Raw genomic sequence first — 25,624 nt, 5'->3', positions numbered from 1 at the left:
CGGACGCTTACCTCTTCATGGCCACGAAGAAGGGCATCGTCAAGAAGACGAGCCTGGTCGAATTCAAGAACCTGCATAAGGGCGGCCTCAATGCCATCAACCTCGACGAGGACGATGAGCTCATCGGCGTCAAATTCACGGACGGCGAGCGCGATATGATTCTCGGCACGAAGTGGGGCATGGCCATCGTCTTCGGCGAAGAAGATGTCCGCTCGATGGGCCGCGCAGCCCGCGGCGTCAAGGGCATCAGCCTCAACGACGGCGATGAAGTCATCGGCATGGACACGCTTTCGCAGAACGCCGAAGTCCTGACGGTCACGGCCGAGGGCTACGGCAAACGCACGGAAGCCAGCGAATACCGCACGCAGAACCGCGGCGGCAAGGGCCTCATCAACCTCAAGGTCACGGAAAAGACCGGTGATGTCATCGGCCTGCGCGTTGTCCATCCGGAGCAGGAACTCATGCTCATCACGACGGAAGGCCTCGTCATCCGCACGCCAATCAACGAAATCTCGGTCATCAGCCGCAATACGCAGGGTGTCAAGCTCATGAGCACGGCTGAAAATGACATCGTCGCTTCGATGGCGGTTATGGACCAGAAAAACTAAATACTGCTGAAATAAAAGAAGAGCATCCGCGCGGATGCTCTTTTTTGTGTCTTGTTATAAAAAGTCAGCAGGTCTCGCCCTCTTGAAAGGTCATGGGCAGAGGCTTTAAGGAAGGGAGTGCCTCATGGCGGATGCGGCGCACCATGGTCTCGGCAGCCAGACGGCCGAGGGCCGGAAGGGGCTGGACGACGGCCGTCAGTGTCTGGGGGCCGAGTCTCGTCAGATATGTGCCGTCGTAGGCCACAATGGAGAGGTCCTCGGGAACTCTGCGGCCGCGGCGTACGGCCTCGCGCAGGGCGCAGATGGCACCGAGGTCCGCACTTGAGATGGCGTCGACATCGGGATAGGTCTCAAAAATCTCGCGGGCGGCAAGGGCAAAATCCTTTGGCTGCAGGGCATTGGCCGGCATGACAATCGTGTCGAGCCGGACGCCGGCCTCTTTGATGCAATGGGCAAAGATATCCTCGTGTTCGTGGGCGGTCGTGTGGATGGTCGGAGCACCGGTGATTTGGACGACGTGACGCGGCTGGCGGCGCAGCAGGGCCTTGGCGGCCATTTCACCGCCCTGATGGTGGTCGGCGCGGACAATCGGGATTTCGTCGCAGAGATAGCGGTCAAAAGCGATGACGGGCAGTTCGATATGGCGGTAGTTTTCGATGTGCAGGGCATGCGCGCCGATGATCAGGCCGTCCATCGTATGGCGGCGCAGCATGTCGAGGAAGGCGAGCTCGGCATTTTTCTTTTCACCGGTCGAGCAGACCATCGTCTTATAGCCAAAATCGTAGAGGGCAATCTCGATTTCGTGCAGCAGGGCCGCAAAAAAGGGATGTGCGACGTCGGGGATGATGACGCCGATGAGATTCGTGCGGTTCAGCGAGAGGTTGCGTCCGACCTCGCTCGGGACATAATGCAGTTTTTCGACGGCCGCTTCGACTTTGGCCCGCGTGGCCTCGGATACATATCCCTTGTGATTGAGCACGAGGGATACCGTGCTCGTGCTGACGCCGGCCAGTTTGGCGACATCCTTGATTTTTGCCATACAAAACAATCCTTTCCAGCTTTCCTGCCATTTGTTTTAGTCTATCACAAATGACGGCAGGATGCATATTATGCCTATAATTTATGTTATTTTCAGATAAGTATAAGGAAAGCAACAAGAAAAATAAAATGGATAAAATGATTGACAAAACGAGGGAACATGACTATAATCAAAGTATCGAAACGGTTCGATAGACAAACATCCCGACTAAAATGGCCGTTTCGATTTTATCAGCATGGTTCTCGAACCGATTCGATATACATTATGAGGTGAAGAAAATGACGACGACAAAACAGGAGCAGCTGACGCCGGATGAATTTATCGCGGCTAATGAGGCAAAGGTCAACAAGCGCTGGTATCCGTGCTTCCATATTGCGCCGCGCGTGGGCTGGTGCAATGACCCAAACGGTTTTGCTTATTTTGACGGTCAGTACCATCTTTTCTATCAGCATTATACATACGAGCCGAAATGGGGCCCGATGCACTGGGGCCATGCGACGAGCAAAGACCTCGTGCATTGGGAGCGTCAGCCTGTCGCACTGTTCCCCGACCATCCCTACGACGCCGACGGCTGCTTCTCGGGCTGCGGCATTGAAAAGGACGGCAAATTCTACCTTCTTTATACGGGTCATGTCGACCTTTTGAAGAAGCCGGGCCAGCCGGACCGCATCGAGACGCAGAATCTTGCGGTCAGCACGGATGGCGTTCATTTCACGAAGTCGGACAAAAATCCGGTCATCAAATTGCCTGTTGAGCAGGTCTCGACTGGTGAGGACCATCATTTCCGTGACCCGAAGATCTGGCAGCACGGCGGCCGCTATTATGCGGTGGTCGGCGCACAGACGGCAGAGGAGACGGGGCAGGTGCTCGTCTTCACCTCGGAAAATCTTGAGGATTGGCAGTTCAAGCATGTCATGGCCAAGGCCGAGGGCAATCAGGGCTTCATGTGGGAATGCCCGAACTTCGCGGAGTTTGACGGCCACGAAGCGCTGATTTTCTCGCCGCAGGGCGTCAAGCCGGAAGGAAAGCTCTACCGCAATCTGCATCAGTCGGGCTCGATGCTCGGCAAGATGGACTATGAGTCCGGCATTTTCTATCACGATGATTTCAAGCTGCTCGATTACGGCTTTGACTTTTATGCGCCGCAGGTCACACAGGCGCCCGATGGACGCTGCCTGATGGTCGGCTGGCTCAACATGTGGGAGTCGGCGATGCCGGAACAGGCCGACGGCTGGTGCGGCCAGATGACCGTGCCGCGCGAGCTCCATTACCGCGAAGACAAAGTCGTGACGCCGCCCGCCAAAGAGCTGACGGCGCTGCGCGAAGAAGCCTTTGCCAAGCCTGATATGTTTTTGACAGAAGAGACTTCATTTGCGGAATGGTCGCAGGAGACCGGCGAGCTCACAGCTGACTTTGACCTCACGGAGGCCAAGGGCCTCGCGCTGCATTTTGCCGCGGGCTTTGACGATGAGGTATCCGTCCGCATCGAGAAGGAAAGCGGTGAAATCGTGCTCACGCGCAAGTCGGCCGCGACGGGACGCGCGGAAGAACGCTTCGCCAAACTTCCCGCAGGTCAGGAAAAAATTTCGGTGCGCGTCTACGAGGACCGTTCCTCGCTGGAGATTTTCTTCAACGACGGCGAAGTCGTCATGAGCACGCGTTTTTATCCGAAGACCGCAGAGCGCGTCATCGTCTTGGAGCCGCAGGAAGGCTCTGTGCGCATGAAAAATGGCGTATTCTATAAACTCTCATCTATTTTCGCATGAGGTTATGATTTTAGGTATCATAGAAACGATAGAAACAATCGGGGATTTTCGTATTGAAAGGGGAAAAAATCATGGGCAATCTGCTCAAGGCATTTACCAATCCGTTTTACAGGACAAGTTCGCTGGAAATCCTGTTATTCTTCGCCGGCTGGGGCATCTGGTGGTCGTTCTTCCAGATTTGGCTGACGACGAAGCAGGGCTTTTCAGGCGTACAAGTCGGCACGATTTATTCCTTTGGCTGCGCCGTCTCACTCGTCCTGATGTTCGTCTACGGTTCGCTGCAGGACAAGCTCGGCATGAAGAAGACGCTTTTGAAATTCTTCGTCATTTGCCAGCTCTTCGTAGGGCCGTTCTTCACCTGGGTCTATGTGCCGATGCTCGCGGCGAATTTCTACATCGGTGCGGCGATTGGCGCCGTTTATCTCGCTGTTTCGTATCTCGCGGCCTGCCCTGTTTTTGAGGCTGTCACGGAGCGTCTGAGCCGCCGCTATTCGTTTGAATACGGCCAGGCCAGAGCCTGGGGCTCCTTTGGCTACGCCGTTTCGGCCCTCTGCGCCGGCTTCCTCTTCACGATGAATCCTTACCTGATTTTCTGGACGGGCTCGGCCGTCGCGGCTGTGCAGCTCATTGTTCTCTTGGCCCTGCGCCCCGAAAATAACGCCGCACTCTGCCAGAAGTATGAGGTCAAGGCCGAAAGCGTCAAGGAGAGCAAGACTCCTTCCTTCAGCGAAATCATCGGCGTGTTCAAAATGCTTGATGTCTGGAAGATGATTGTCTTTGTCGTCATGAGCTGGACGTTCTACACCGTCTTTGACCAGCAGATGTTCCCTGAATTCTTTACACGCTTCTTTGCGACGCCGGCCGAAGGCCAGCAGGCTTACGGTGTCCTGAATTCCATCGAAGTATTCCTCGAGTTCATCATGATGGGGCTTGTGCCGATTCTCATGCGCAAAATCGGTGTGCGCAAGGCGATTCTGCTCGGCTGCTGCATCATGATTGTCCGCATCGGCGGCTGCGGCCTCGTGACGAATCCCCTTGGCGTCGCCATCATCAAACTGCTGCATGCACCGGAGACGGCCCTGTTCATCCTCGCGGTCTTCCGTTATTTCACGCTGCATTTCGATACGCGTATCTCGACGACCCTTTACATGGTCGGTTTTCAGATTGCCGCGCAGGTCGGCCAGATTATCTTCTCGACCCCGCTTGGTGCCCTGCATGACAGCATCGGCTATCAGAGCACCTTCCTCGTGATTTCCGGCATCGTCTGTGTGGCCAGCATTTACGCCTTCATCATCCTCAAAAAGGATAACGAGAGCGTCGAAGGTCAGCCCCTCTGATAAATTTATTTCCATAGAAAAAAGCCCCGTTCCCAATCGGAACGGGGCTTTTGCCATCTGTTTTAATGAAAGGAAAGATATATGCGGCCGTGCCCGTCAACGCGGCTCAAATGGCGCAGGAAGAAGCGGGCGAAGACGCCGGTCAGCAGGGCGGAAAGCAGTGTGCCTTCGCGGATGCCCTCGATGGTGCCGAGGCTGACCATGGAGACGATGGCGGCGATGATGACGAGACCGACATCATTGCCGACTTTGACCTTACCGAAGTCGATATGGAATTTATGTGCAAAGGTGTAGACGGCACCTTCGCCCGCGAGCATGAGCACGTCGGCAATGCCCTGTCCGGCAACGCCGAGGGCGACAAGGGCCGTGCCGACGATGCACAGGGCAATTTTCAGGGGATAGGCCTCGGGTATGATGGTAAACAGGGCCATAAAAAAGTCAATGCAGAGACCGAAGACAATCGTCACGGGAATCTGCAGCCAGAAGACAGTCGGAAAGCTGCGGCCGAGCATTAAAAGCTCAAAGACGACGAAAACCATATTGACGGCAAAAGTCGTCTGACCGAAAGTAAACGGTGAAATCAGGCTCAGGACATACGGCACGCTTGAAATCGGCGAGGTGCCGAGCAGGCTCTTGACGACGAGAGCAATGCCGGCCGACTGAATCATGACGGCGATGATCAGCAGAATATAGCGTTTTGGCGTAGACACACAAATCCCCCTCTTATGATGATGCGATACGTTCTTTCTGTGATATTACTAAAAGTATACTACTGAAGAACGGAAAAAGAAAAGCCAGATGGCATCTTTTGCGTTAATTGCGGGGGCTCGTGCGTGCAGAAACAGTAAAATGCTCATGGTTATACTATCTTTTTGGGTACTATGCTACAATAAAGTGCATTCTTCACAAAAGGATTCTTTGCGGCTAAAATGAAATCATCAGCTGAAAGAGCCGCTACGGCAAAAAAATTCAAGAATAGAAAAAAGGATTTTATACGTTACGGAGGAATATTATTATGTTAAATGAAATCAATTGGCCGCACGATTACCTGCCGGGCCTGACGGATAACTTCGCTTCCAATGAAGTCATCGTCAAGGGCATCAACGCCGAAGAAGTATTTGCAAATCTCATCGATACGAGCATCTGGCCGACGTATTACAGCAATGCCAGTGACATTGAGTTTGACAATACGAAGGGCACGAAGCTTGCGGCCGACACGCGTTTCCGCTTCAAGACGTTTGGCTTCCCGATTGAGGCGGAAATCACGGAATTTGAAGCGCCGCAGGGCGACAAGCCGGGCCGCCTTGCTTGGCACGGCTGGGCTGAAGGCGATGCCGAGCACCGCCTTGACGTCATTCACGCCTGGCTCATCGAAGACCTTTCTGAGGGCCGCGTGCGTATCCTGACGCAGGAATCGCAGAAGGGCAGGCCGGCGGCAGAACTGCATAAAGATCCGAAGGACCCGATGAACATCGGCCATCAGGAATGGGTTCGCGGCTTGGCAGTGACTGTGCTGGCAGCCAAACAGAAGTAAAGTATATTTTATGGAAGCAAAGATGAGGGGGAAACGAAATGGCCAGGAATACCATCTTTCACTGCCCGGTTGAGGCTTCTTTAAGCCTGATTGCGGGCAAGTATAAATGTATTATTCTTTGGCATCTCATGCAGCGCGAGCATCGTTACGGCGAGCTGCACCGTCTGCTGCCGCAGGCTACGCCGAAGATGCTGACGCAGCAGCTTCGCGAGCTTGAGGCCGATGGCGTCATTCACCGCAAGGTGTATCCCGTCGTGCCGCCGCATACGGAATACAGCCTGACGGAGCTTGGCTGGAGCCTTTCTCCCATCGTCAATGCCATGTGCGAGTGGGGCAAAACACATATGCAGGATAAAATCATGCCCTCTGCACAGTCCGGCAAAGAGAAAGATACGGAAAAGAAACAGAATATCAGGAAGTGAGTTTGCATGAAACAGTTATTTTTATTCTGTCTGGCAGCCATCCTCGTACTGCCTTTCTTCAGCAGTCATTCGGAGGCGGCCGCCAGCAAAGGGAAGATTCTCGTCGTGGCCTCAAGCCAGCAGCAGATGGAGCTGGCCGATAAGAGCATCATGAACGTCGGCTTCTTCCTCAATGAATTTGCCGTGCCGACAGAATACCTCGCAGGGCAGGGCTATGAAATTGTCCTCGCGACGCCGAGCGGCGCCATGCCGGTCATGGATAAGGGTTCGAACGACAAAAAATTCTTTGGCGGCGATGAGCAGGCCCGCGCTCAGGCGGTAGAATTTGTCAACGGGCTTAAGCCGATTTCCCTGAAAGATGCGATTGACGGCGGCCTCGGCCAGTATGCGGCTGTCTTCGTGCCGGGCGGCCACGCGCCGATGACCGACCTCATGCAGGATCAAGACCTCGGCACGATTCTGCGTTATTTCCATGAGAAGCAGAAGCCGACGGCCTTTATCTGCCATGGTCCTGCTGCCATGCTCGCGGCCCTGCCAGATCCTGCTGCCTATCGTCAGGCCCTCGTTTCGCATGATGCGAAAGGTGCCATGGCAGCAGCCAAAGGCTGGATTTACAATGGTTATGAAATGACCGTTCTCTCGGATGCCGAAGAATGGCCGGGCGAAGTCGCCAAGGGCACGGAAATGCCGTTCCACGTCGAACAGGCCCTGCAGATTGCCGGTGGCAAAATGCGCGTCGACGGCATGTACGGCAGTCATGTCGTGCACGACCGCGAACTCATTACGGGGCAGAATCCAGCTTCGGATATTGAGCTGGCTAAGGAACTCGCTAAAACCCTGCAGGCAAAATAAATTTTTGTCCGTCTTTTATAGAAAAATCCCGCTGCACTCCTTACTGGAGACAGCGGGATTTTTTCATATATGCAGTTATATGCTGTGCAGCTTCTTAAGAGACTTAGTTGTTGGCATGTTCTTCGGCGAGGAGCTTGCGCGTATGCTCGGCAACGTCTTTGCCGGTGACATTCGTGAGACGGGCGACGCCGCTCTTGATGGCAGCTTCGGCTACGGCAGCTGCGACCTGCGGGGCAACGCGCGGGTCAAACGGGCTCGTGATGACATGGTCTTCCTTGAGCTCGTCGCCTGCGACGAGGCTGGCAATGGCCTCTGCGGCAGCCATCTTCATTTCTTCGTTGATCTTTGTGGCGCGGACGTCGAGAGCGCCGCGGAAGATGCCCGGGAAGGCCAGCAGATTGTTGACCTGATTCGGGAAATCGCTGCGGCCCGTGCAGACGATGCGGGCACCGGCAGCCTTTGCTTCATCCGGCATGATTTCAGGCGTCGGATTGGCCATGCCCATGACAATCGGGTCCTTCTTCATCGAGCGGACCATATCCTGCGTAACGGCACCGGCTACGGAAACACCGATGAAGACATCGGCGTCCTTGATGACATCCTTGAGCTGGCCTTCTTCATGCTGCGGGTTTGTGATTTTGGCGATATCGTCCTTGTACGGGTTCATATCTTCCTGGCGGCCCGTGAAGATGGCACCCATGCGGTCGCAGAGGATGATGTTGCGGCCGCCCATGCTGTAAATCAGGCGCGTGATGGCCTGACCGGCAGCGCCTGCACCATTGAGGACGAACTTGGAGTCCTTGAAATTGCGGCCCGTGAGCTTGAACGCATTGATAAGGGCCGAGACGACGACAATAGCCGTGCCGTGCTGGTCATCGTGGAATACCGGGATGTCGAGCTTCTGCAGGCGTTTCTCGATGTCAAAGCACTCCGGTGCCTTGATGTCTTCGAGGTTGATGCCGCCAAACGTCGGGGCCATGAGCTCAACGGCGCGGACAATCTCATCGACGCTCTGCGTATCGAGGCAGATAGGCACGGAGTCGACACCGGCAAAGCCCTTGAACAGGATGGATTTGCCTTCCATGACCGGCAGGCCGGCACCGGCACCGATGTTGCCGAGGCCGAGGACGGCACTGCCGTTCGTCACGACAGCGACCGTATTGCCCTTGTTCGTGTAATCGTAAATCTTATTGTAATCTTTCTTGATTTCAAGGCAGGGAGCGGCAACGCCCGGGGAATAAGCCAGTGTCAGGTCTTTTGCCTTTTCGAGAGGTACCTTGCTGTGCATCTCGATTTTGCCGTGATTCTCTTTATGTAAGGCCAAAGCCTGCTCGGTTAACTGACTCATGAATAAGACTTCCTTTCTCCTTGTCTTCTTGCTTCCAGTTCTGTGGGAAAATCAGAACTGGCTTTTCCCTGTATGTGAGATAAATGCGAATGTTAGTAATAAATGTTACACTTTTTTGAAACTTTATGAGCGTAACTTGTAAGGTTGTAAAATCATGTTGAGTACTATTATATTATTTTATGCTCAAAATACAAATATAAATTATTTATGATGATATAAAATTTATAAATAATATAAGCCTCCCTTATGCCGAAGGGAGGCTTATATTATTTATATGGATATCATTGTGTCTTGCCGGTGTTGGCCGAATGCGTCGGTGCGGCCGGTGCCGTGTTCGACGAAGCAGACGAGGATTTTGAGCTGCTGCCCGAGGTCTGGCTGCTGGTCGAATGCGACTCCGAAGAAGAGCTGCCTGACGTATGGCTGCTCCTCGTTGATGATGAACTGCTGCTCGATGAACTCCGCTGCGTGCCCTTCTGGCTGCTGCTGGAAGACGAGGCTTTGGCCGCCGGGGCCTTGCTCGTGGCATTCGCAGGAATCGAGGATTCGTATTCGTGCTGAGCCTTTTCAAGCTGGGCCTTTTCGCTGGCGTTCAGCGTGATGCCAAGCGTATCGGCAAGGGTCGTGCGCAGTTTCTGCAGGTCCGGAATCCAGTAGCTGACACCGTCGATGTAGAGCGGCTTGCCCGGGACCATCTCGGTCTTGAGGCCGTTCTTCTGGGCCTCTTTCAGCGTGCCGGCAAACTCGAGCATCTGACGGAACGAAAGGTCGGTTTTGACGGACGACATGACTTCCTTGATGACGGACGGCAGCTTCGGGATGATGGCCGGCGAGGTGACTTTGTCCATGCAGGCCTTCATGAATTTCTGCTGGCGCTTGATGCGGCCGATATCGCCTTCTTCGTCGCGGTAGCGGACGTAGGTGACCGCGGTCTTGCCGTCCATATGCTGCATGCCCGGCTGCAGGTCGATGATGAGACCGCCGTCGTCGTCCCACGGGTCTTCGTAGTACATGCGTTTTTCCACGTCGATATCAATGCCGCCGATGGCATCGATGATTTTCTGGAATGCCTGAATGTTGACGACGACGTAGTGGTCCATGTTGACGCCTAAGAAATCCTCGACTGTGCGCTGGGCGAGTTTTTCGCCGGCCTCAGAACCGCCCTTGGCACTGCCGTAGGCGTAGGCCGCGTTGATTTTGTCCCAGCCGTGTCCCTTGATTTTGACGCGCGTATCACGCGGGATGGACATTAGGGCGGCCTGGTCTTTTTTCGGGTCGAGCGTGGCGACCATCAGGGTGTCGCTGCGGCCGACATCGTCATCGCGTTCATCGACGCCCATAATCATGATGGTCGTCTTGTCCTTGGCAGTCAGCAGGCCATCCTCTACAACGTCGTCAGCCGACTTGTCGAGAAGGCTGTTGGACGCAAAGAGAGCCCCCGCTGCAGCTGCCGCGATGAAAGCGACGGCGAGGAGAACCCAGAGGAAACCTCGGTGCTTGCGGCGCGAACGGCGCGGGGGAATCGGAGTTGTTTGCAAAATGATACCTTCTTTTCTGAAATCATGCATGAATCCCTACTATTGTAGCAGAGTGTATTTACATTTTTATTATAAGGAAAGCTTGATAGATGCGCAATTACTTTATTCGTATCCCGCCCATATTTCAGCGGCATAGTCAATTAGTTTCATGATAGCCCCTTTTTATGAAAATCAGGGGGAACAGCGGTGAGTTTCCACTGTTTCACAAAAAATGACAGTAAATCGAGGGCGGTATTAGAGAGGCGATAGTCAGGCATAATGGTAGTCTAATTTTGATTCATAAAAAATGATCGAAAGTGCCACATGACATGTTTTTGAACGCGGTTCTTCGTTAGAATAAGAACCATCCATAGTAAAGCATACAGATTATGCGTAAAAATGATTTGGGAGGGATTTTTGTGTATCTGTATCTTGGCATCAATCTGCTCGGTCTCTTGGTGTTCATCGGGATTGCCACGGCGTTCTCGAAGAAGCGCAAAGAGATCTCGTGGAAAACAGTCGGCGTGCTGGCGCTTTTCAATCTGTTCCTGGCATGGTTCCTGACTTCGTTCTTTGTCGGACGCAATATCGTCCTGTTCTTGGCTGCGGGGTTCCAGTGGATTGTCGACGTTTCCTATACTGGTATCGCCTTTGCGTTTCCGGACTGGGTCCATGTGGAACGTATGAACTTTTTTACGGGCGCACTGCTGCCAATCCTCATGATTGTACCGCTGTTTGATATCCTGTCGTATATTGGCGTCATGCCGTTTGTCATCCGCTGGTCGGGCAAGCTGCTCTCGAAAATCACGGGCCATAAACGCGAGAGGGAGACGTTCTTCTCCTTCCTCGGCAACTCCATCATCAGTTCGGGCCGCCTGATTCTCATCATCGTCGCAATGGTCATTGCCTTTGTCGCTCCTGTTGCACTCATTGACCAGCTGCTGGCGCTCATTAATCCGGCCGTTTCGCTTGAAAAGATGCTTGGCTTTGTGATGTTCCCGTTTGCCTGGCTGCTCGGCCTTGATTTCAGCGAAGCTTTCCAGCTCGCTGAGTACATGGGCATGAAGATTGTCACGAACGAATTCGTCGTCATGGGGCAGGTTGGTCCTATCATGGACACGTTCAGTCATCATATGCAGGCCGTGCTGACCGTCTTCGTAACGTCGTTTGCCAACTTTGCTTCCGTTGGCGTTATCCTCAGTGCTTTCAAAGGCTTCATTGATGAGGACCGCATTTACCTGATTCCGAAAAACGTCGGCTATATGATGCTTTCCGGTATTCTCGTTTCACTGCTTTCCGCAGCCTTTGCCGGCCTCTTCATCTGGTAAATATAAATGCCGTGTTTTTTCTACAGAGAACAGAATAAGAGAGAAATAGGGGGATTTTCAAATGAGAAAAGAGTCTATCTTGTCGATGTCCATGGCGGCCATGGCAGCTGCGCTGATGTGTGGGGAATGCTCCGCAGCTTCCGTAAATCCGTTTGCTGATGTGCCGAAAGACCATTGGGCTTACGATGCGATTGAGACTTTGGCGCAGGATGGCGTGGTAGATGGTTATGGGGATAACACCTACCGCGGGAATAAAGCCATCACGCGCTATGAAATGGCTCAGATGGTCGCTAAAGCCATGGCAAAGACGGATGTTTCGGCAGCGGACCGCGGCGTCATCGACAAGCTCGCAGCGGAATTCTCGTCCGAGCTCGGGAATCTCGGTGTTCGCGTGGCCAATCTTGAGAAGAGTGCCGATAAGGTTAAATGGAACGGCGTCATGGAGTACACGTATACGAGCACGCGCCACGATACGCAGGACCCGTCGCATAAGACCAAGCACAATGATGATGACCTGCTGTTCCGCGTGGAGCCAAATGCCGAACTCGATAAAAACTGGTCGGTCCATGCCCGCCTCGACGCGCAGACGAAGCTGCAGAAGGACTCCGGCGTGCGCGGCTGCGAAAAAGTCGAGCTCAAGCGCGTCTGGGCCGAGGGACGTTTCCCGGATTGGACGGTCAAAGTCGGCAAGATTCGTCCTGCTGATTGGCAGGTATTTCAAGGGCAAGGATATCGTCGCTGACAGGGATGCTGAAAAGCTGTTCGGCCGCGTGGATTTCTTCTTCTAAGATAAGAAAGAATCAGGCGGAATCGCTGTAAAGGGCACTGCTGCACGGAGAAGCATCGAAAATCCATGACGCAAAGGGGGATTATGATGAAAAAAATCATAGGAGCAGTCTTAGCAGTGCTGCTCGTGCTGGCAGGGGTCTGTTACGATTATATCGGTGAGCATCAAAAGAATAATGCCGCGGGAACGGCGGAAGCACAGCAGTCACAGCAGACTCAGCAGGAAAATGAAGACCTGACAAAGTCACCGCTTGATGGCAAAGCCGCGCCGAAACTCGCGCTCAAGGCATTGGACGGTAGGGACGTGACGATAGACGGGACAAAAGACAACACGATTTATGTGCTGAACTTCTGGGCCACGTGGTGTCCTCCCTGCCGTGCCGAACTGCCGGAAATCCAGAAATTTGCTTCGGCGAAACACGAGCATGTGAATTTCTATGCCATCAATATGCAGGAGAGCCCTGAAAAGATTCAGAGCTTCCTGAAGGAAAATGGCTATGAGCTGCCGGTGCTGCTGGATCCCGAGGACAAGGCGGCTTCGGATTATCTGGTGAAGTACATCCCAACCACGCTGATCATCGATGCGAAGGGCATCGTGCGCTATCAGCAGGTCGGCGGTACGACCCAGGAAAAGCTGGAGTCGGAAATTGAGAAACTGAAGGCGGAGGAAAAATAAACCGATGCAGGAGGTATCTTTCTTTATGGCCGCGCTGGCGGGGTTCATTTCTTTCGCTTCGCCCTGCGTTGTGCCGATGCTGCCGGTATTTTCGATGCTGCTTGTCCAGTCCGATGGGGAAGCGGCAGGACATCGCTATATGATGGTCACGTCTTTTCTGGCGGGCTTTATGCTGATGTTTGTGCTGATGGGAGCGACAGCTTCCTGGCTTGGACAGTTCCTGCTGCTGCATGGTGAGGCCATGCGGCGCATCGGGGCTGTACTGATGATTATCATGGGAACTTTTATGGCGGGGATCATTCATTCTTCTATCCTCTCACGCGAATGCCGCCCGCTGCTCTCGCCTAAGCTCAGGGGGCTCGGTCTCTTCGGCACATTCTTACTCGGTGCTGCGTTTACACTGGGCTGGACGCCCTGCACGGGCCCTGTTCTTGCCGTCATCCTCTTTTACGCCGGACAGACGGCGAAGGTATGGCAGGGGGCATGGTTGCTCTTTGCCTATGCCCTTGGCTTTGCTGTGCCGTTCTTCCTTTTGACGGCCGTCTGGCAGAACTGCCTCGTGCGCCTGCGCGTGGTCTATGCCTGGCTGCCAAAGCTTCAGGCCGCATCGGGCTATGTGCTGATTCTCTTTGGCCTACTCGTCTGGTTCAATGAAATCAATCGGCTGGTTGGCTGGCTTTGGCAGTTCTTCCCAGGTATGTGATGCTAAATTTTCCATTCGTTAAGCAAAAGTCTCTAAAATCTCAATGAAGCGGTGGCTCTTCCTCTGCTTCATTGAGATTTTTGTTTGTGTTTTATTTGCGGGGATAAAAAAAGACCGGAAGCATTTTGCTTCCGGTTCTATGGGGAAAATCAGGACTCAACGGCGAGAATGCCGTAGTCGCGAAGTTTCGTTTTATCAATTTCATCGTTGTAGAAACGGTCGTTGCTCATGACATTGCCGACGCGAATGAGTGTCTTGGCGCCGTATTCCGTGATGAGCTCTTTCGTGTAGATGGAGATGGATGGAATGCCCATGCCCGTGCTCTGGACGGAAATGCGTTTGCCCTTGTAAAGGCCGGTGTAGCCGAGGACGTTGCGGATATTGCTGTAGCATCTTGCGTCGGTCAGAAAGGTCTCGGCGATGTGTTTGGCGCGCAGCGGGTCTCCCGGCAGCAGGACGCGCTCAGCAATTTCTCCTCGTTCGGCGGCAATATGTGGTGTACTCATTGGCGTACGCTCCTTTCTTTTTCTATGTCTTTATTCTATACTGAAAGAAAGGCGCAAAACAGGACGCGTGGCACTTTTGAGAATTATTTCGTAAGGAAGTGATTTGTTTGGAATTGCTGGAAGCACTGAACAACATGTCGGAGGATATCGCACGCTCCGTGCATAAGAAGAAAGTCTCGAAGGGAAACGTCCTCATGCAGAAGGGGGACCCGGTCAAATTCATCTACGTTTTGCTCAGCGGCAAGGTGCAGATCCGTAAGGATTATCTCGATGGACGCCATTACATCTTTGCGACGCGATACGGAGTTTTTCTTCACGGTGGCGCGCATCTTTGCCGATGCCGTCGGCGCGACGATGACGTAGCTCGGCAATATCAAGTACATTCCGGCGCAGGAGCGCCTGTCCTCGTATCTTCTGGCCGAGACGCAGGATATGGGCCGCGAGATGGTCATTAAGACGACGCGCCGCCAGATTGCCGATGAAATCGGCATGAGCATCCGCACACTGCAGCGTTGCATCGACAGTTTTGTGGAACAGGGCTATATCGGCCTGTTCCATGGCAAGATATGCCTGACTGCGGCACAGCGGCAGAGACTGCTGACGGAAATGGCAGAAGCATAGAAAGGGGCAGGAATATGGCAGAGGAAATTGAACGCAAATTTCTCGTAGAAGAAGGCTGGCAGCCGCAAAATAAGGGCACGCGCATCGCACAGGGCTACCTCTCGTCGGCGCCGGAACGCACCGTGCGCGTGCGCATTCGCGGCAGCAAAGGCTATCTGACGGTCAAGGGGAAGAACACGGGGATCCGCCGCGCTGAATTTGAATACGAGATTCCCCTCGCCGATGCTGAGGCGATGCTGGCACTCTGCGAGACGCCGCCTGTGAAAAAAACGCGCTATCTTGAAGAATATGAGGGATACACATGGGAAATCGATATCTTTGCTGGGGCCAATGCAGGGCTCAAGGTCGCGGAAATCGAGCTGCCAGCAGAGGATACGGCCTTTAAAAAGCCAGACTGGGCCGGTGTGGAAGTGTCGGGCGATGCCCGCTACTATAACTCGAGTCTGAGTCTCCATCCTTATCAACAGTGGGCTGCGGATAAGAAAAAATAAACATAGGGATATCCACAGGTAGAGGTGGGAAAAGTCACAGGCTAAAACCCAAGATATGGGAATAGTGGATAACTTCATGCGTATATATGGGGTTATCCACGGACTTATCCACATTATCCACAGATTTTTGGTGAATCTGGAGAAATATTTAACCACAATACGCACAAGGGGCTGTATATATTATAGTAGGAAAGTGAAAAGAAAGGAGTGTCCCAAGGGAGATATCCACAGTTGTGGATTTCTTTGTGGATAAAAAATTTACATGATATTAACATCGGAAGAACTTCTGCTGCGTCTCGTCCTGTCCTGCATCCTCGGCGGCATCATCGGCTATGAGCGTCAGGCAAGGCGCAAATCCGCCGGCCTGCGCACGAATATGCTCGTCTGCCTCGGCTCGTGCCTCGTCATGATTATGTCGCAGAGCATCTATGCCGAAGTCGAGGGGCATACGAATGCGGACCCTGCAAGACTCGCGGCGCAGGTCGTCAGCGGCATCGGCTTTCTCGGCGCCGGTGCCATCATGAAAGAGGGGCTGACGGTCACAGGACTCACGACGGCGGCCTGCCTTTGGGTCGTCGCAGGCGTAGGCCTGGCCGTGGGCGGCGGCTTCTATCAGGGGGCGCTGCTGACGACAGCTCTCGTCTTCGTGACGCTCGGGGCCATGTCGCGCCTTGATGAATGGGTCGACCACGAGACGAATTTTTCTCTGTCGGTGCATACCATCGACAAGCCGGGACAGTTGCTGCTCATCAACAACTGCCTGGAGGAAATGAACCTTCATATCCGCAGCATCAAGGTCAAGGGCGAGGATATTGAGGAGAGCGAACGCGAGAAGGGCAGGAGGCACCTGCTCTATATCGACCTTGAGGTCTACAATCCCAAGGGCATCAAGGGCGTCATCGTGGCCGACGCTGTGCGCAGCCTCGAGGGGGTTCAGCGCGTCGACTTGGCCTGAAATAAAAAGAAAAAAAGCAGATAAAAAGAACGTCCCTGCAAGTACCGGACTTGCGGGGACGTTTTTTATCTGCAATGTGATGTTAGGCGGTCAGCTTATGCCTCTTCGCCATTTTTGAGCGGCTTTTTGAGAATCGAGAGGATAATGCAGCCGACGACAGCACCGACGAGAATCGATACGAGGTACATCAGCGGGTTGCCGATGGTCGGTACGACGAAGATGCCGCCGTGCGGTGCGCGCAGCGTGCAGTCAAAGGCCATCGTCAGGGCACCTGTGACGGCTGAGCCGATGACGCAGGACGGGATGACGCGCAGCGGGTCAGCTGCGGCAAACGGGATAGCACCCTCGGTGATGAAGGAAAGGCCCATGACGTAGTTCGTGACACCAGCCTTGCGCTCGCTTTCCGTGAAGCGGTTCTTGAAGAACGTCGTGCAGAGAGCGATGGCGAGAGGCGGGACCATGCCGCCGGCCATGACGGCAGCCATGACGTGGAATTCACCGGAAGCCAGCAGGCCCGTGCCCGTGACATACGCAGCTTTGTTGATTGGGCCGCCCATGTCGACAGCCATCATGCCGGCGACAATCATGCCCATGAAGATGCGGGCGGACGGGTCCATGTTCTTCAGGGTCTCGACCATCCAGCTGTTGATAGCGGAAACTGGCGGAGCGATGATGAACAGGCTGATGAAGCCCATGATGAGGATGCCGAAGAACGGATAGATGAGCATCGGCTTGATGCCTTCGAGCGACTCTGGCAGACCCTTCGAGATTTTCTTGAGGAAGTTGACGATGTAGCCGCCGAGGAAACCAGCGATCAGGGCACCGAGGAAGCCGGAGCCTGTCGTGCCGGCGAGAGCACCGCCGACAAAACCTACGGCAAGGCCCGGACGGTCGGCAATCGACATGGAGATGAAACCAGCGAGGACCGGCAGCATGAAGCCGAACGACGCACCGCCGATATCCTTGAAGAATTTAGCGAGCGGCGTGTTGGAACCGAAGTTCTTCGGGTCGATGGAGTAATCATCGAACAGGAAGGCGAGGGCGATGAGGATACCGCCGCCGACGACGAACGGCAGCATGTGGGAAACGCCGTTCATCAAATGTTTGTAAATCTGGCGGCCGAGGCTCTCGCCCTGCACGTCAGCAGCGCTCTCTTCCGTGTCGGAGCCCGAAGCGTGGTAGACAGGAGCTTCGCCTGCAAGGGCGCGGTCGATGAGCTCATCGGCCTTGTTGATGCCGTCGGCAACTTTCGTGATGACGACTTTCTTGCCGTTGAAACGGGCCATGGCGACGTTCTTGTCAGCAGCGACGATGATGCCGTCAGCTGCGGCGATTTCATCATCTGTCAGGATGTTCTTGGCACCGCCGGAGCCGTTCGTCTCGACCTTGATGGAAATGCCGCGTTTTTTCGCGTGCTGTTCAAGGCTTTCAGCGGCCATGAACGTATGGGCAATGCCTGTCGGGCAGGCCGTGACGGCGAGAATCTGGATGTGGTCGCTCGCCGGAGCTTCCTCAGCAGCTTCTGCCGGAGCTTCAGCCTTTGGTGCTTCGAACTTGCCGTCTTCCTTGAGGTCGATGAGGTGCAGGAATTCTTCTTTGGATTTTGCAGCAATCAGGGCTTCTTTGAAGTCCGGGTCCATAATCATCATGGCTAGCTGCTGCAGGATCTGGATGTGTGCGTCGTTGGCAGCATCCGGTGCGGCAATCATGAAGAACAGGCGGGACGGCTTGCCGTCCATGGACTCGAAGTCCATGCCCTCAGGCACCGTCATAGCAGCGAGGCCGGCTTCTTTGACGCCCGTGCTCTTGGCATGCGGCGTAGCGATGCCGTCGCCAAGGCCCGTCGTGCCCGAAGCTTCGCGCGCGAAGACGTCTTTTAAGTACTGGTCTTTGTCGGAAAGATTGCCAGACGCTGCCATGAGGTCAGCGAGCTGACGGATGGCTGACTCTTTGTCAGTCGGCTTTACGCCAAGAGCAATGCTTTCGCTCTTGAGCAAGTCAGTAATACGCATGTATTTCTCCCCTTATCATAAAAATGAAATCATGAATGGATAAATAACTATCAAGCAATGGTCTTGAGCAGAGCCTCGACTTCCGGACGCGTCGCGAGGTTCTCGCTGAACGCGGAAGCCGAACCCGTGGCTACGCCCATATGGAAGGCCGTTTCGAAGTCGCCGTCGGACTCCATGTAGCCCGTGATGAAGCCTGCGACCATCGAGTCGCCGGCGCCGACGGAGTTTATAAGCTTGCCCTTCGGAGCCGGGCTCTTGTAGTGCGTGCCATCGGCCGTCAGCAGGATGGCACCGTCGCCAGCCATGGAAATCAGGACATTCTGAGCACCTTTTTCCTGCAGCTTCTTGGCGTACGTGACAATCTCTTCATCCGTCGTGAGCTTGACGCCGAACATATCCCCGAGTTCGTGGTTGTTCGGCTTGATGAGGAACGGATGGTACTTGAGGACGTTCAGCAGCAGCTTCTTCTCGGCATCGACGACGATGCGGATGCCGCGGCCTTCAAGGCGGGCCATGATTTTTTCGTAGATGTCGTCCGGCAGCGTCTTCGGGATGGAGCCGGCGAGTACGAGCGTATCGCCTTCCTGCAGTTTGTCGAGTTTGGCAAAGAGCTCTTCGCGCTTCGCTTCGCTGATGTCAGGGCCTTGACCGTTGATTTCGGTCTCTTTGTCGGCCTTGACTTTGACGTTGATGCGCGTGAAGCCGTTGTCGAGCTGGACGAAGTCATGCTTGACGCCGAAGCCGTCGAGCTGGCGCTTGATTTCCTCGCCCGTGAAGCCTGCCGTAAAGCCGAGGGCCGTGCTCTCATGACCGAGGTTGCCGAGGACAATCGAGACGTTGATGCCCTTGCCGCCGCCTAAGACCTGCTCGTAGTTGACGCGGTTGATTTCGCCGGCCGTGAAGGAATCGAGGCGGACGATGTAGTCGAGCGACGGGTTGAAAGTTACGGTGTAGATCATTCTTCTCTTACTCTCCTTCCAGGATTGTCGTGCAATCCCGATACTTCTTGTCTCTTAGATGCCCGGTGATGATGGTAGCACTGGAGATGTTGGCAAAGGTGATCGGCGAAATCTTGTTGAATTTCGACTGATCGGCCAGCACATAGGCGTGCTCACAGCGCGAAAGAGCTTCACTCTTGACGAGCCCTTCGCTCGCATCCGGTGTGGAAAAGCCGGATTTGATGCTGATGCCGTTGACACCGAAAAATCCTTTGGTGAAATTGTAGAGTTCCAGATTGTGCAGAGCCTCAGTGCCGATGACCGCTTCGGTGAGGGATTTGAGTCGGCCGCCTAGGATGAACACCTTGAAACCCTTGAGGGACAGACGTGAGGCATGAGGCAGTCCGTTTGTCACGTAGACGGCCTGACGCTCCTGCAGAAAATCCACCATATGCAGCGTGGTCGAGCCGGCATCGATATAGACAAAATCTTTGCGCGTCACGAGACTTGCTGCCCGGCGCGCAATGGCGATTTTTTCCTCGGTGCACTGGCTGTTCTTCGTCGGCATATCTTCTTCCATAGCGGTGTAGTTGTTGTCGATGGAAGTAGCGCCGCCGTAGACCTTGTAGAGAAGTCCGCGTTTGTGGAGTTCTGTGAGGTCGCGGCGAATCGTGGATTCTGAGGTGCAAAGAGCACGTGTGAGTTCCGGTACCGTCACAGCCCGTTTCTCTTTGAGAATGCGGAGGATAGTGGCATATCGTTCTTCCGTAAGCATGACGTTCACACCTTTCTGTACTTTCATAATATCATCAAAGTCAGTCAAAGTCAATCAAATTCAACAAACAATATGAAGAAATAAGTATAAAGAATCGAAAAGCATGGACGCTTATGCGAATGAGCAATACAGAAGGATTTTTGTAACACATGGAGAAAAATTCATGATAATTTCATGGAGGATTGTATCGTTTTCCTATATAATGGAACTATAATATGAAGAAAGTCAATTGCAAATAGGAGAGAGATAAATGACTGATATCCATCATTTGCCGGGAACAACGGAGGCCAAGGCTGTCATCCGGCAGCACCGCAAGGCTTCGTTCTATGTAAAAAAATACCTGATGATCATCCTCGGTGCGCTGATTGCGTCCATCGGACTGGAGCTTTTCCTGATTCCAAACAATGTCATCGATGGCGGCGTGGTCGGTATTTCCATCATGATGTCATCGATTACGGGGCTGTCGCTCGGCGTGTTCCTGATTCTCTTGAACATTCCGTTCCTTTACCTCGGATATAAGCAGATTGGCAAGAATTTCGCGATTGCCACGACCATTGCCATCTGCATTCTGTCGTTCTGGTCGGCCGTGTTTGCCCCTCTGCCAAAGGTTACGGACGACCCGTTCCTCGCGGCGATTTTTGGCGGCATCATCGACGGTCTCGGCGTCGGTCTCATTATCCGCGCGGGCGGTTCGCTCGACGGCACGGAGATTGTCGCGATCATCATGGACCGCCGTTCCGTCTTTTCGGTCGGCGAAGTCGTCATGTTCATCAATCTGTTCATTCTGTCGAGTGCCGGCCTGCTCTACGGCTGGGACAAGGCGATGTATTCACTCGTCGCGTATTTTGTCATTTCGAAGATGATCGATGTGGTCATCAAGGGTCTTGACGAATCGTATGCCGTCATGATTGTCACGAACGAGCACGAGGAAATCACCTCGGCTTTAAATGACCGCCTCGGGCGCGGCGTGACGCTGCTGCACGGGCAGGGAGGCTACACGGGCGAGGCCAAGGAAGTGCTTTACTGCGTCGTCACGCGCCTTGAAGTCGACAAACTCAAGGAAATCGTGCTCGAAAAGGACGAAAATGCCTTCGTCACGATCAATGCCGTACACGATATCGTTGGGGGACGCTTTAAGAAGAAGGCGATACATTAAATTCAATCGAGGCGCAATGACGAGGGAGCTGCCGACGCTGCGCGTCGTGATGAGCTAAAAATTTTTTCAGACTTTTATTATCCTTGCCGCCGACTTAAACGCGCTGCGCTTGGACGAAAGTCTCTGGCAAGGAAGTGCTGGATGTCTGAAAAAATTTTCTTGACGCTCATCACGAAAGCTTCGCTTACGGCAGCTCCCTCGTCAAAGCTTACTGCTGGTGATGTAACAATATATCTTTTTAGGGAGGTAAGCATCATGAGAAAAATCGTCGCCGTAAGTTGTTTTCTTTTTGTTTTGCTGCTGTCGGTCACGGCGCTGGCGGCGGAGCGGCAGCCGCAGCGCATTGCGCAGTTCCCGATGGTCATTGAGAGCTGGCAGCAGCCGAGTGCGGATGTGCAGGACGAGCTCGAGACGAAGATTGACCGGGCCCTGCATGTGCCGTTGAATGATACCTTGAAGGCCGTTGAATATATTCCGGAAAAGGACTGCGAGGCCGCATGGGATGAAGTGGCAGCAAATATGACGGGCAAGATGCGCATCAAGAATATGGCGAAGCCGATTGCGGAGAAGCTCAATGCGGACCTCGTCGTCATTCCGGTGCTTGCCGGCTATGAGCAGTATACGACGATGAGCTGGTATTGGGATCACGATATGATTCTGCACAGCTACGCCGAAGTCCAGCTCGTCGTTTACGACCGCACGACGGATAAACTCGTCTACAAGAAGTCTTCGGATTTCTACGAAGATGAATATTCGACGACAGGTACGGCCGCCTATCTGGCCCGCGGCTGCATGGATAATGTCATTCGCGATGCCAATCTGCACGGTCTCCTCTGGCCGTTGGACAGAGGTACATCTAACAAGGATACGAAATCGACAAAATCGTGATTTCCCCTTACTTTTCCCTTGACAAGTTACAGTGTTACATTTATAATGTAAACATATTAATCAGATATGTTTACAAGTCACCGTGACTTGCCGATAGAAAGGGGCCGTTATTCATGAGTGAAGAGAGAAAGTATCATTTTGAAACCCTGCAGCTGCACGTTGGTCAGGAACAGGCTGATCCTGCTACGGATGCACGTGCCGTACCAATTTATCAGACGACGAGCTATGTTTTCCACAATGCCCAGCATGCTGCTGACCGCTTTGCACTCAAGGATGCCGGCAACGTCTATGGCCGTCTGACGAACCCGACGGAAGATATTTTTGCCCGCCGCATCGCAGCTCTTGAAGGCGGCGTTGCTGCCGTTGCCGTTGCTTCCGGCGCAGCTGCTGTCACGTACACGCTTGAGGCTCTCGTTCATCAGGGCCAGCACATCGTCGCGGCTACGACGATTTACGGCGGCACGTACAACCTCTTTGAGCATACGTTCCCGAACTACGGCATCGAGACGACATTTGTCGACCCGACGAAGGGTGTCGAGGTCTTTGAGGACGCAATCAAAGACAACACGCGTGCCGTTTACATCGAGTCCGTCGGCAACCCGAACGCCAACCTCATCGACATTCAGGCTGTAGCCGATATTGCTCATAAGCATAAGATTCCTCTTGTCGTCGACAGCACGTTTGCTACGCCGTATCAGCTGCGTCCGTTCGAGTATGGCGCCGATATCGTTGTGCACTCTGCCACGAAATTCATCGGCGGCCACGGCACGACGCTTGGCGGCGTTCTCGTCGACAGCGGCAAATTCGACTGGATTGCTTCGGGCAAATTCCCGCAGTTCGTTGAGCCGAACCCGAGCTACCATGGCATCAGCTTCGCGAAAGATGTCGGCGCTGCCGCTTTTGCTACGTACGTCCGCACGCTGATTCTGCGCGATGAAGGCGCTACGCTTTCGCCGTTCAATGCGTTCCTGCTGCTGCAGGGCACGGAGACGCTGTCGCTGCGCGTTGAGCGTCATGTCGAGAATGCTCTTAAGGTTGTCGACTATCTCGCCAAGAACCCGCATGTTGAAAAAGTCAACCATCCGTCGCTGCCGAACCATCCGGACCATGAACTCTACAAGAAGTATTTCCCGAATGGCGGTATCTCGATCTTCACGTTCGAAATCAAGGGCGGTGCAGAAGCTGCCAAGAAGTTCATCGACCATCTGAAGGTCTTCAGCCTGCTGGCTAACGTTGCCGACGTCAAGTCCCTTGTCATTCATCCGGCTTCGACGACGCATTCGCAGATGAACGAGCAGGAGCTCGCTGCTTCCGGCATTACGCCGTCCACAATCCGTCTTTCCATCGGTACGGAACATATCGACGATATCATTTACGATCTCGATCAGGCCTTCAAGGCTCTTGACTGACCGTTTGATATACTTTTCTCTACCCAAGAGAGGGAGCCGCGCAAGCGGCTCCTATTTTTTTGACAAATCTCCCTGTTCGTGCCATCATAAAACATGACGGTACGCGCCGACTCAAAGGGCGCGACTGTACAAGGAGGAAAAAAATGAATAACTACGAAAAGTACCGGCAGGTACAAAAAGAGGCGGCAGCCACGGGGCTGCTGCTCCTCATCCTGATTGGCTTCTGGGTTTTTGCGGGCTTTGGCCTGGCAAGTGTCAGCGTGGAAATCTTCCATCTGCCGCTTTGGGTATGGACCGCGACGATTGGAGTCTGGCTTTTTGCTATCCTTGGCGTCAAGATTTTGACGGCGACCGTTTTTGAGGATATGAGTCTTGAGGATGAGGAGGCCGGACATGATGACAAATGAAGGAAATCTCTCAGCTCTGCTGCCACTCCTCATCTTCATGGGCTTTATGGTGGCCATCGGTTTCTGGGTGCGCCGGCAGAGTGTCGGCAAGAATTTTGTGCAGACGTATTTCATCGGCAACCACGACCTCGGCGGCTTCGTGCTCGCGATGACGACAGTCGCGACGTACAGCTCCGTGAGCTCGTTTGTCGGCGGCCCCGGCATGGCCTGGCAGATCGGCTTTGGCTGGGTCTATATGGCTGTCGTGCAGGTCACGGCCATTTTTCTCGTGCTCGGCATCTTCGGCAAGCGCGTGGCCCTGCTTTCGCGCCGTTTTGATGCCGTCACGGTTGTGGACATTATCAGGGAGCGCTTTCAGTCGGACGGCCTTGCGGCTCTTTCTGCTTTCATCATCGTGCTGTTTTTCTGCGGCACGATGACGGCCCAGTTTGTCGGCGGCGCGAAACTTTTCGCGACCGTCACGGGCTACAGCTACGAGATGGGCCTGCTGCTCTTTGGCCTCGTCGTCGTGCTCTATACGAGCATTGGCGGCTTCCGCGCCGTGGCTATCACGGATACGTGCTGCGCCGTCATGATGATGATTGGCATCGCTTTGCTTCTATATTATGTACTCGAAGCGGGCGGCGGCTACACAGCCATCATGGAAAATATCCATCTGAACCATCCTGAAATGCTCGAACCATTGTCGGCTGGTCATATGCCTGTCGGACTCTATTTGACTCAGTGGCTGCTCGTCGGCATCTGCACCATTGCGCTGCCGCAGTCGGTCGTGCGCGGCATCAGCTACAAGGATACGAAGAGCCTGCACAGGGCCATGCTGATTGGCACGGTCGTTGTCGGCTTTATGAATATTGGCGTCAATTTCACGGGCATCCTCGCTCATGGCGTATTGACGGGGCCGCTCGCTGAATATGGCGGCGTGGATTACATCATCCCGAAGACCATTGTCACGGCGCTGCCGCCGGCTCTCGTGGGCTTTGCCATCATTGGGCCACTCGCGGCTTCGATTTCGACGATTTCGGGCCTTTTGATTGTCGCTTCTTCGGCGCTCGTCAAGGATGTTTATCTGCACCATGTGGAAAAGCAGGGCAGACAAGTCACGGAAAAGCGCCTGCGCGTGCTCTCTACGGCGGCCACGGCTGTTATTGGTGTCATCGTTTTCATCATCGCGCTGACGCCGCCGAGCCTTATTTGGATCATCAATATGTTCGCGTTTGGCGGCTTGGAGACGGCGTTCTTCTGGACCCTGCTTTTAGGTCTGTTTTGGCGAAAGGCCAACCGCCTTGGCGCCCTTTTGTCCATGGGCGGCGGTACATTTGCTTACTGCCTGACGCAGGGCATGGGCTTTAAATTCATGGGGCTTCATCAGATTGTCATTGGCATCACAGTGTCGCTGGCGTTCTTTTTGCTCGGTTCTTTCCTCGGCAAACCGCAGGAAGAACGGGTCCTCAATGTATTCTTTCCGCAGCGTCCGCAAAATTGGAATCAAAAGGTGGAAGAGAATGAGATGGAAGCAGTTTGTCCCTTAGGGGGGGACAAAAATACTTGAA

General features: G+C 53.9%; 25 protein-coding genes and 2 pseudogenes. 19 read left to right on the top strand and 8 right to left on the bottom strand.

Annotated features, from left to right (window positions below):
• Nucleotides 1-608: DNA gyrase C-terminal beta-propeller domain-containing protein (locus ACI4OH_RS08920; RefSeq protein WP_439784614.1), on the top strand; the 608-nt coding region annotated here is incomplete at its 5' end.
• A gap of 64 nt (nucleotides 609-672) precedes the next feature.
• On the opposite strand, the gene ACI4OH_RS08915 is transcribed toward ACI4OH_RS08920, so the two are convergent.
• The gene (locus ACI4OH_RS08915; RefSeq protein WP_439784613.1) at nucleotides 673-1,647 is read right to left on the bottom strand and encodes a LacI family DNA-binding transcriptional regulator; all 975 of its coding nucleotides are present in this window, start codon (nucleotides 1,645-1,647) and stop codon (nucleotides 673-675) included.
• Nucleotides 1,648-1,925: 278 nt separating this feature from the next.
• Between ACI4OH_RS08915 and ACI4OH_RS08910 the strand changes: the two genes are divergently transcribed.
• Both ACI4OH_RS08910 and ACI4OH_RS08905 read left to right on the top strand, forming a co-directional pair.
• Nucleotides 1,926-3,413, top strand: coding sequence for a glycoside hydrolase family 32 protein (locus ACI4OH_RS08910; RefSeq protein WP_439784612.1), 1,488 nt, complete (start codon nucleotides 1,926-1,928; stop codon nucleotides 3,411-3,413).
• 71 nt (nucleotides 3,414-3,484) lie between these two features.
• Entirely contained in the window at nucleotides 3,485-4,750 is a 1,266-nt protein-coding gene (locus ACI4OH_RS08905) for an oligosaccharide MFS transporter (protein WP_439784611.1), read from the top strand.
• A 62-nt stretch (nucleotides 4,751-4,812) separates the two neighbouring features.
• Here ACI4OH_RS08905 and ACI4OH_RS08900 read toward each other — a convergent pair whose 3' ends face one another.
• Nucleotides 4,813-5,460 carry a YczE/YyaS/YitT family protein gene (locus tag ACI4OH_RS08900; protein ID WP_439784610.1) on the bottom strand — a complete coding sequence of 216 codons (648 nt, stop codon included), beginning with the start codon at nucleotides 5,458-5,460 and terminating at the stop codon, nucleotides 4,813-4,815.
• A 305-nt stretch (nucleotides 5,461-5,765) separates the two neighbouring features.
• Here ACI4OH_RS08900 and ACI4OH_RS08895 point away from each other — a divergent pair, with 305 nt between their 5' ends.
• The 3 genes from ACI4OH_RS08895 to ACI4OH_RS08885 are packed head-to-tail and all read left to right on the top strand — an operon-like array spanning nucleotide 5,766 to nucleotide 7,558.
• Nucleotides 5,766-6,284, top strand: a complete 519-nt coding sequence (locus tag ACI4OH_RS08895) for an SRPBCC family protein (RefSeq protein ID WP_435721636.1) — start codon at nucleotides 5,766-5,768, stop codon at nucleotides 6,282-6,284.
• A gap of 38 nt (nucleotides 6,285-6,322) precedes the next feature.
• On the top strand, nucleotides 6,323-6,706 hold the full coding sequence (locus ACI4OH_RS08890; protein ID WP_432647543.1) for a winged helix-turn-helix transcriptional regulator: 384 nt from the start codon (nucleotides 6,323-6,325) through the stop codon (nucleotides 6,704-6,706).
• A 6-nt stretch (nucleotides 6,707-6,712) separates the two neighbouring features.
• Nucleotides 6,713-7,558: a type 1 glutamine amidotransferase domain-containing protein gene (locus ACI4OH_RS08885; protein WP_435721635.1), complete on the top strand. Its 846-nt coding sequence runs from the start codon at nucleotides 6,713-6,715 to the stop codon at nucleotides 7,556-7,558.
• Nucleotides 7,559-7,661: 103 nt separating this feature from the next.
• Here the strand turns inward: ACI4OH_RS08885 and ACI4OH_RS08880 are convergent, their stop codons facing one another.
• On the bottom strand, nucleotides 7,662-8,906 hold the full coding sequence (locus ACI4OH_RS08880) for an NAD(P)-dependent malic enzyme (RefSeq protein ID WP_439784609.1): 1,245 nt from the start codon (nucleotides 8,904-8,906) through the stop codon (nucleotides 7,662-7,664).
• A gap of 281 nt (nucleotides 8,907-9,187) precedes the next feature.
• Complete coding sequence (locus tag ACI4OH_RS08875) at nucleotides 9,188-10,444, bottom strand: LCP family protein (protein WP_302489928.1); 1,257 nt, start codon at nucleotides 10,442-10,444, stop codon at nucleotides 9,188-9,190.
• Nucleotides 10,445-10,842: 398 nt separating this feature from the next.
• Between ACI4OH_RS08875 and ACI4OH_RS08870 the strand changes: the two genes are divergently transcribed.
• From ACI4OH_RS08870 to ACI4OH_RS08855, 4 genes are all read left to right on the top strand, one after another.
• Nucleotides 10,843-11,751 (top strand): nucleoside transporter C-terminal domain-containing protein, encoded by a 909-nt coding sequence (locus ACI4OH_RS08870; RefSeq protein WP_439784608.1) that lies wholly within the window; start codon nucleotides 10,843-10,845, stop codon nucleotides 11,749-11,751.
• Nucleotides 11,752-11,812: 61 nt separating this feature from the next.
• Entirely contained in the window at nucleotides 11,813-12,493 is a 681-nt protein-coding gene (locus tag ACI4OH_RS08865) for an S-layer homology domain-containing protein (protein ID WP_439784607.1), read from the top strand.
• 129 nt (nucleotides 12,494-12,622) lie between these two features.
• Nucleotides 12,623-13,213: a TlpA family protein disulfide reductase gene (locus ACI4OH_RS08860; RefSeq protein ID WP_439784606.1), complete on the top strand. Its 591-nt coding sequence runs from the start codon at nucleotides 12,623-12,625 to the stop codon at nucleotides 13,211-13,213.
• A gap of 25 nt (nucleotides 13,214-13,238) precedes the next feature.
• On the top strand, nucleotides 13,239-13,916 hold the full coding sequence (locus ACI4OH_RS08855) for a cytochrome c biogenesis CcdA family protein (protein ID WP_439784605.1): 678 nt from the start codon (nucleotides 13,239-13,241) through the stop codon (nucleotides 13,914-13,916).
• 155 nt (nucleotides 13,917-14,071) lie between these two features.
• Here the strand turns inward: ACI4OH_RS08855 and ACI4OH_RS08850 are convergent.
• Nucleotides 14,072-14,422 (bottom strand): annotated as a pseudogene (locus ACI4OH_RS08850) (purine-nucleoside phosphorylase); the annotation flags it as partial.
• Between the two features lie 134 nt (nucleotides 14,423-14,556).
• On the opposite strand from ACI4OH_RS08850, the pseudogene ACI4OH_RS08845 reads away from it, so the two are divergent.
• From ACI4OH_RS08845 to ACI4OH_RS08830, 4 genes and pseudogenes are all read left to right on the top strand, one after another.
• Nucleotides 14,557-14,655 (top strand): annotated as a pseudogene (locus tag ACI4OH_RS08845) (hypothetical protein); the annotation flags it as partial.
• Between the two features lie 139 nt (nucleotides 14,656-14,794).
• Nucleotides 14,795-15,043, top strand: coding sequence for a helix-turn-helix domain-containing protein (locus tag ACI4OH_RS08840; protein ID WP_439784616.1), 249 nt, complete (start codon nucleotides 14,795-14,797; stop codon nucleotides 15,041-15,043).
• Nucleotides 15,044-15,057: 14 nt separating this feature from the next.
• On the top strand, nucleotides 15,058-15,534 hold the full coding sequence (locus ACI4OH_RS08835; RefSeq protein ID WP_439784604.1) for a CYTH domain-containing protein: 477 nt from the start codon (nucleotides 15,058-15,060) through the stop codon (nucleotides 15,532-15,534).
• Between the two features lie 262 nt (nucleotides 15,535-15,796).
• Nucleotides 15,797-16,489: an MgtC/SapB family protein gene (locus tag ACI4OH_RS08830; protein ID WP_439784603.1), complete on the top strand. Its 693-nt coding sequence runs from the start codon at nucleotides 15,797-15,799 to the stop codon at nucleotides 16,487-16,489.
• 95 nt (nucleotides 16,490-16,584) lie between these two features.
• On the opposite strand, the gene ACI4OH_RS08825 is transcribed toward ACI4OH_RS08830, so the two are convergent.
• Genes ACI4OH_RS08825 through ACI4OH_RS08815 form a run of 3 tightly spaced genes read right to left on the bottom strand, consistent with a single transcriptional unit; the run spans nucleotide 16,585 to nucleotide 20,241 of the window.
• A complete protein-coding gene (locus ACI4OH_RS08825; protein WP_295634324.1) occupies nucleotides 16,585-18,501 on the bottom strand; it encodes a PTS fructose transporter subunit IIABC in 1,917 nt (638 codons plus the stop codon).
• A gap of 50 nt (nucleotides 18,502-18,551) precedes the next feature.
• On the bottom strand, nucleotides 18,552-19,460 hold the full coding sequence (gene pfkB, locus ACI4OH_RS08820) for a 1-phosphofructokinase (RefSeq protein ID WP_295634321.1): 909 nt from the start codon (nucleotides 19,458-19,460) through the stop codon (nucleotides 18,552-18,554).
• Nucleotides 19,461-19,467: 7 nt separating this feature from the next.
• On the bottom strand, nucleotides 19,468-20,241 hold the full coding sequence (locus tag ACI4OH_RS08815; RefSeq protein ID WP_439784602.1) for a DeoR/GlpR family DNA-binding transcription regulator: 774 nt from the start codon (nucleotides 20,239-20,241) through the stop codon (nucleotides 19,468-19,470).
• 223 nt (nucleotides 20,242-20,464) lie between these two features.
• Between ACI4OH_RS08815 and ACI4OH_RS08810 the strand changes: the two genes are divergently transcribed.
• The 5 genes from ACI4OH_RS08810 (at nucleotide 20,465) to panF (ending at nucleotide 25,623) form a co-directional block, all read left to right on the top strand.
• Nucleotides 20,465-21,370, top strand: a complete 906-nt coding sequence (locus ACI4OH_RS08810) for a YitT family protein (RefSeq protein ID WP_435721623.1) — start codon at nucleotides 20,465-20,467, stop codon at nucleotides 21,368-21,370.
• 255 nt (nucleotides 21,371-21,625) lie between these two features.
• Nucleotides 21,626-22,258 (top strand): hypothetical protein, encoded by a 633-nt coding sequence (locus tag ACI4OH_RS08805; protein ID WP_432647831.1) that lies wholly within the window; start codon nucleotides 21,626-21,628, stop codon nucleotides 22,256-22,258.
• A gap of 113 nt (nucleotides 22,259-22,371) precedes the next feature.
• Complete coding sequence (locus ACI4OH_RS08800) at nucleotides 22,372-23,667, top strand: O-acetylhomoserine aminocarboxypropyltransferase/cysteine synthase family protein (RefSeq protein WP_439784601.1); 1,296 nt, start codon at nucleotides 22,372-22,374, stop codon at nucleotides 23,665-23,667.
• 143 nt (nucleotides 23,668-23,810) lie between these two features.
• Nucleotides 23,811-24,074, top strand: coding sequence for a YhdT family protein (locus ACI4OH_RS08795; RefSeq protein ID WP_432647833.1), 264 nt, complete (start codon nucleotides 23,811-23,813; stop codon nucleotides 24,072-24,074).
• Nucleotides 24,064-25,623, top strand: a complete 1,560-nt coding sequence (gene panF, locus ACI4OH_RS08790; RefSeq protein WP_439784615.1) for a sodium/pantothenate symporter — start codon at nucleotides 24,064-24,066, stop codon at nucleotides 25,621-25,623. The genes ACI4OH_RS08795 and panF overlap by 11 nt, the downstream gene beginning before the upstream one ends.
• Nucleotide 25,624: the final 1 nt, after the last annotated feature.

This window comes from Mitsuokella apri, assembly GCF_051886055.1.
In the GTDB taxonomy this organism is placed as follows: Bacteria; Bacillota; Negativicutes; order Selenomonadales; family Selenomonadaceae; genus Mitsuokella.
The sequence above is the reverse complement of the archived record's forward strand: the minus strand, read 5'-3'. Positions and strand labels throughout refer to the sequence as shown.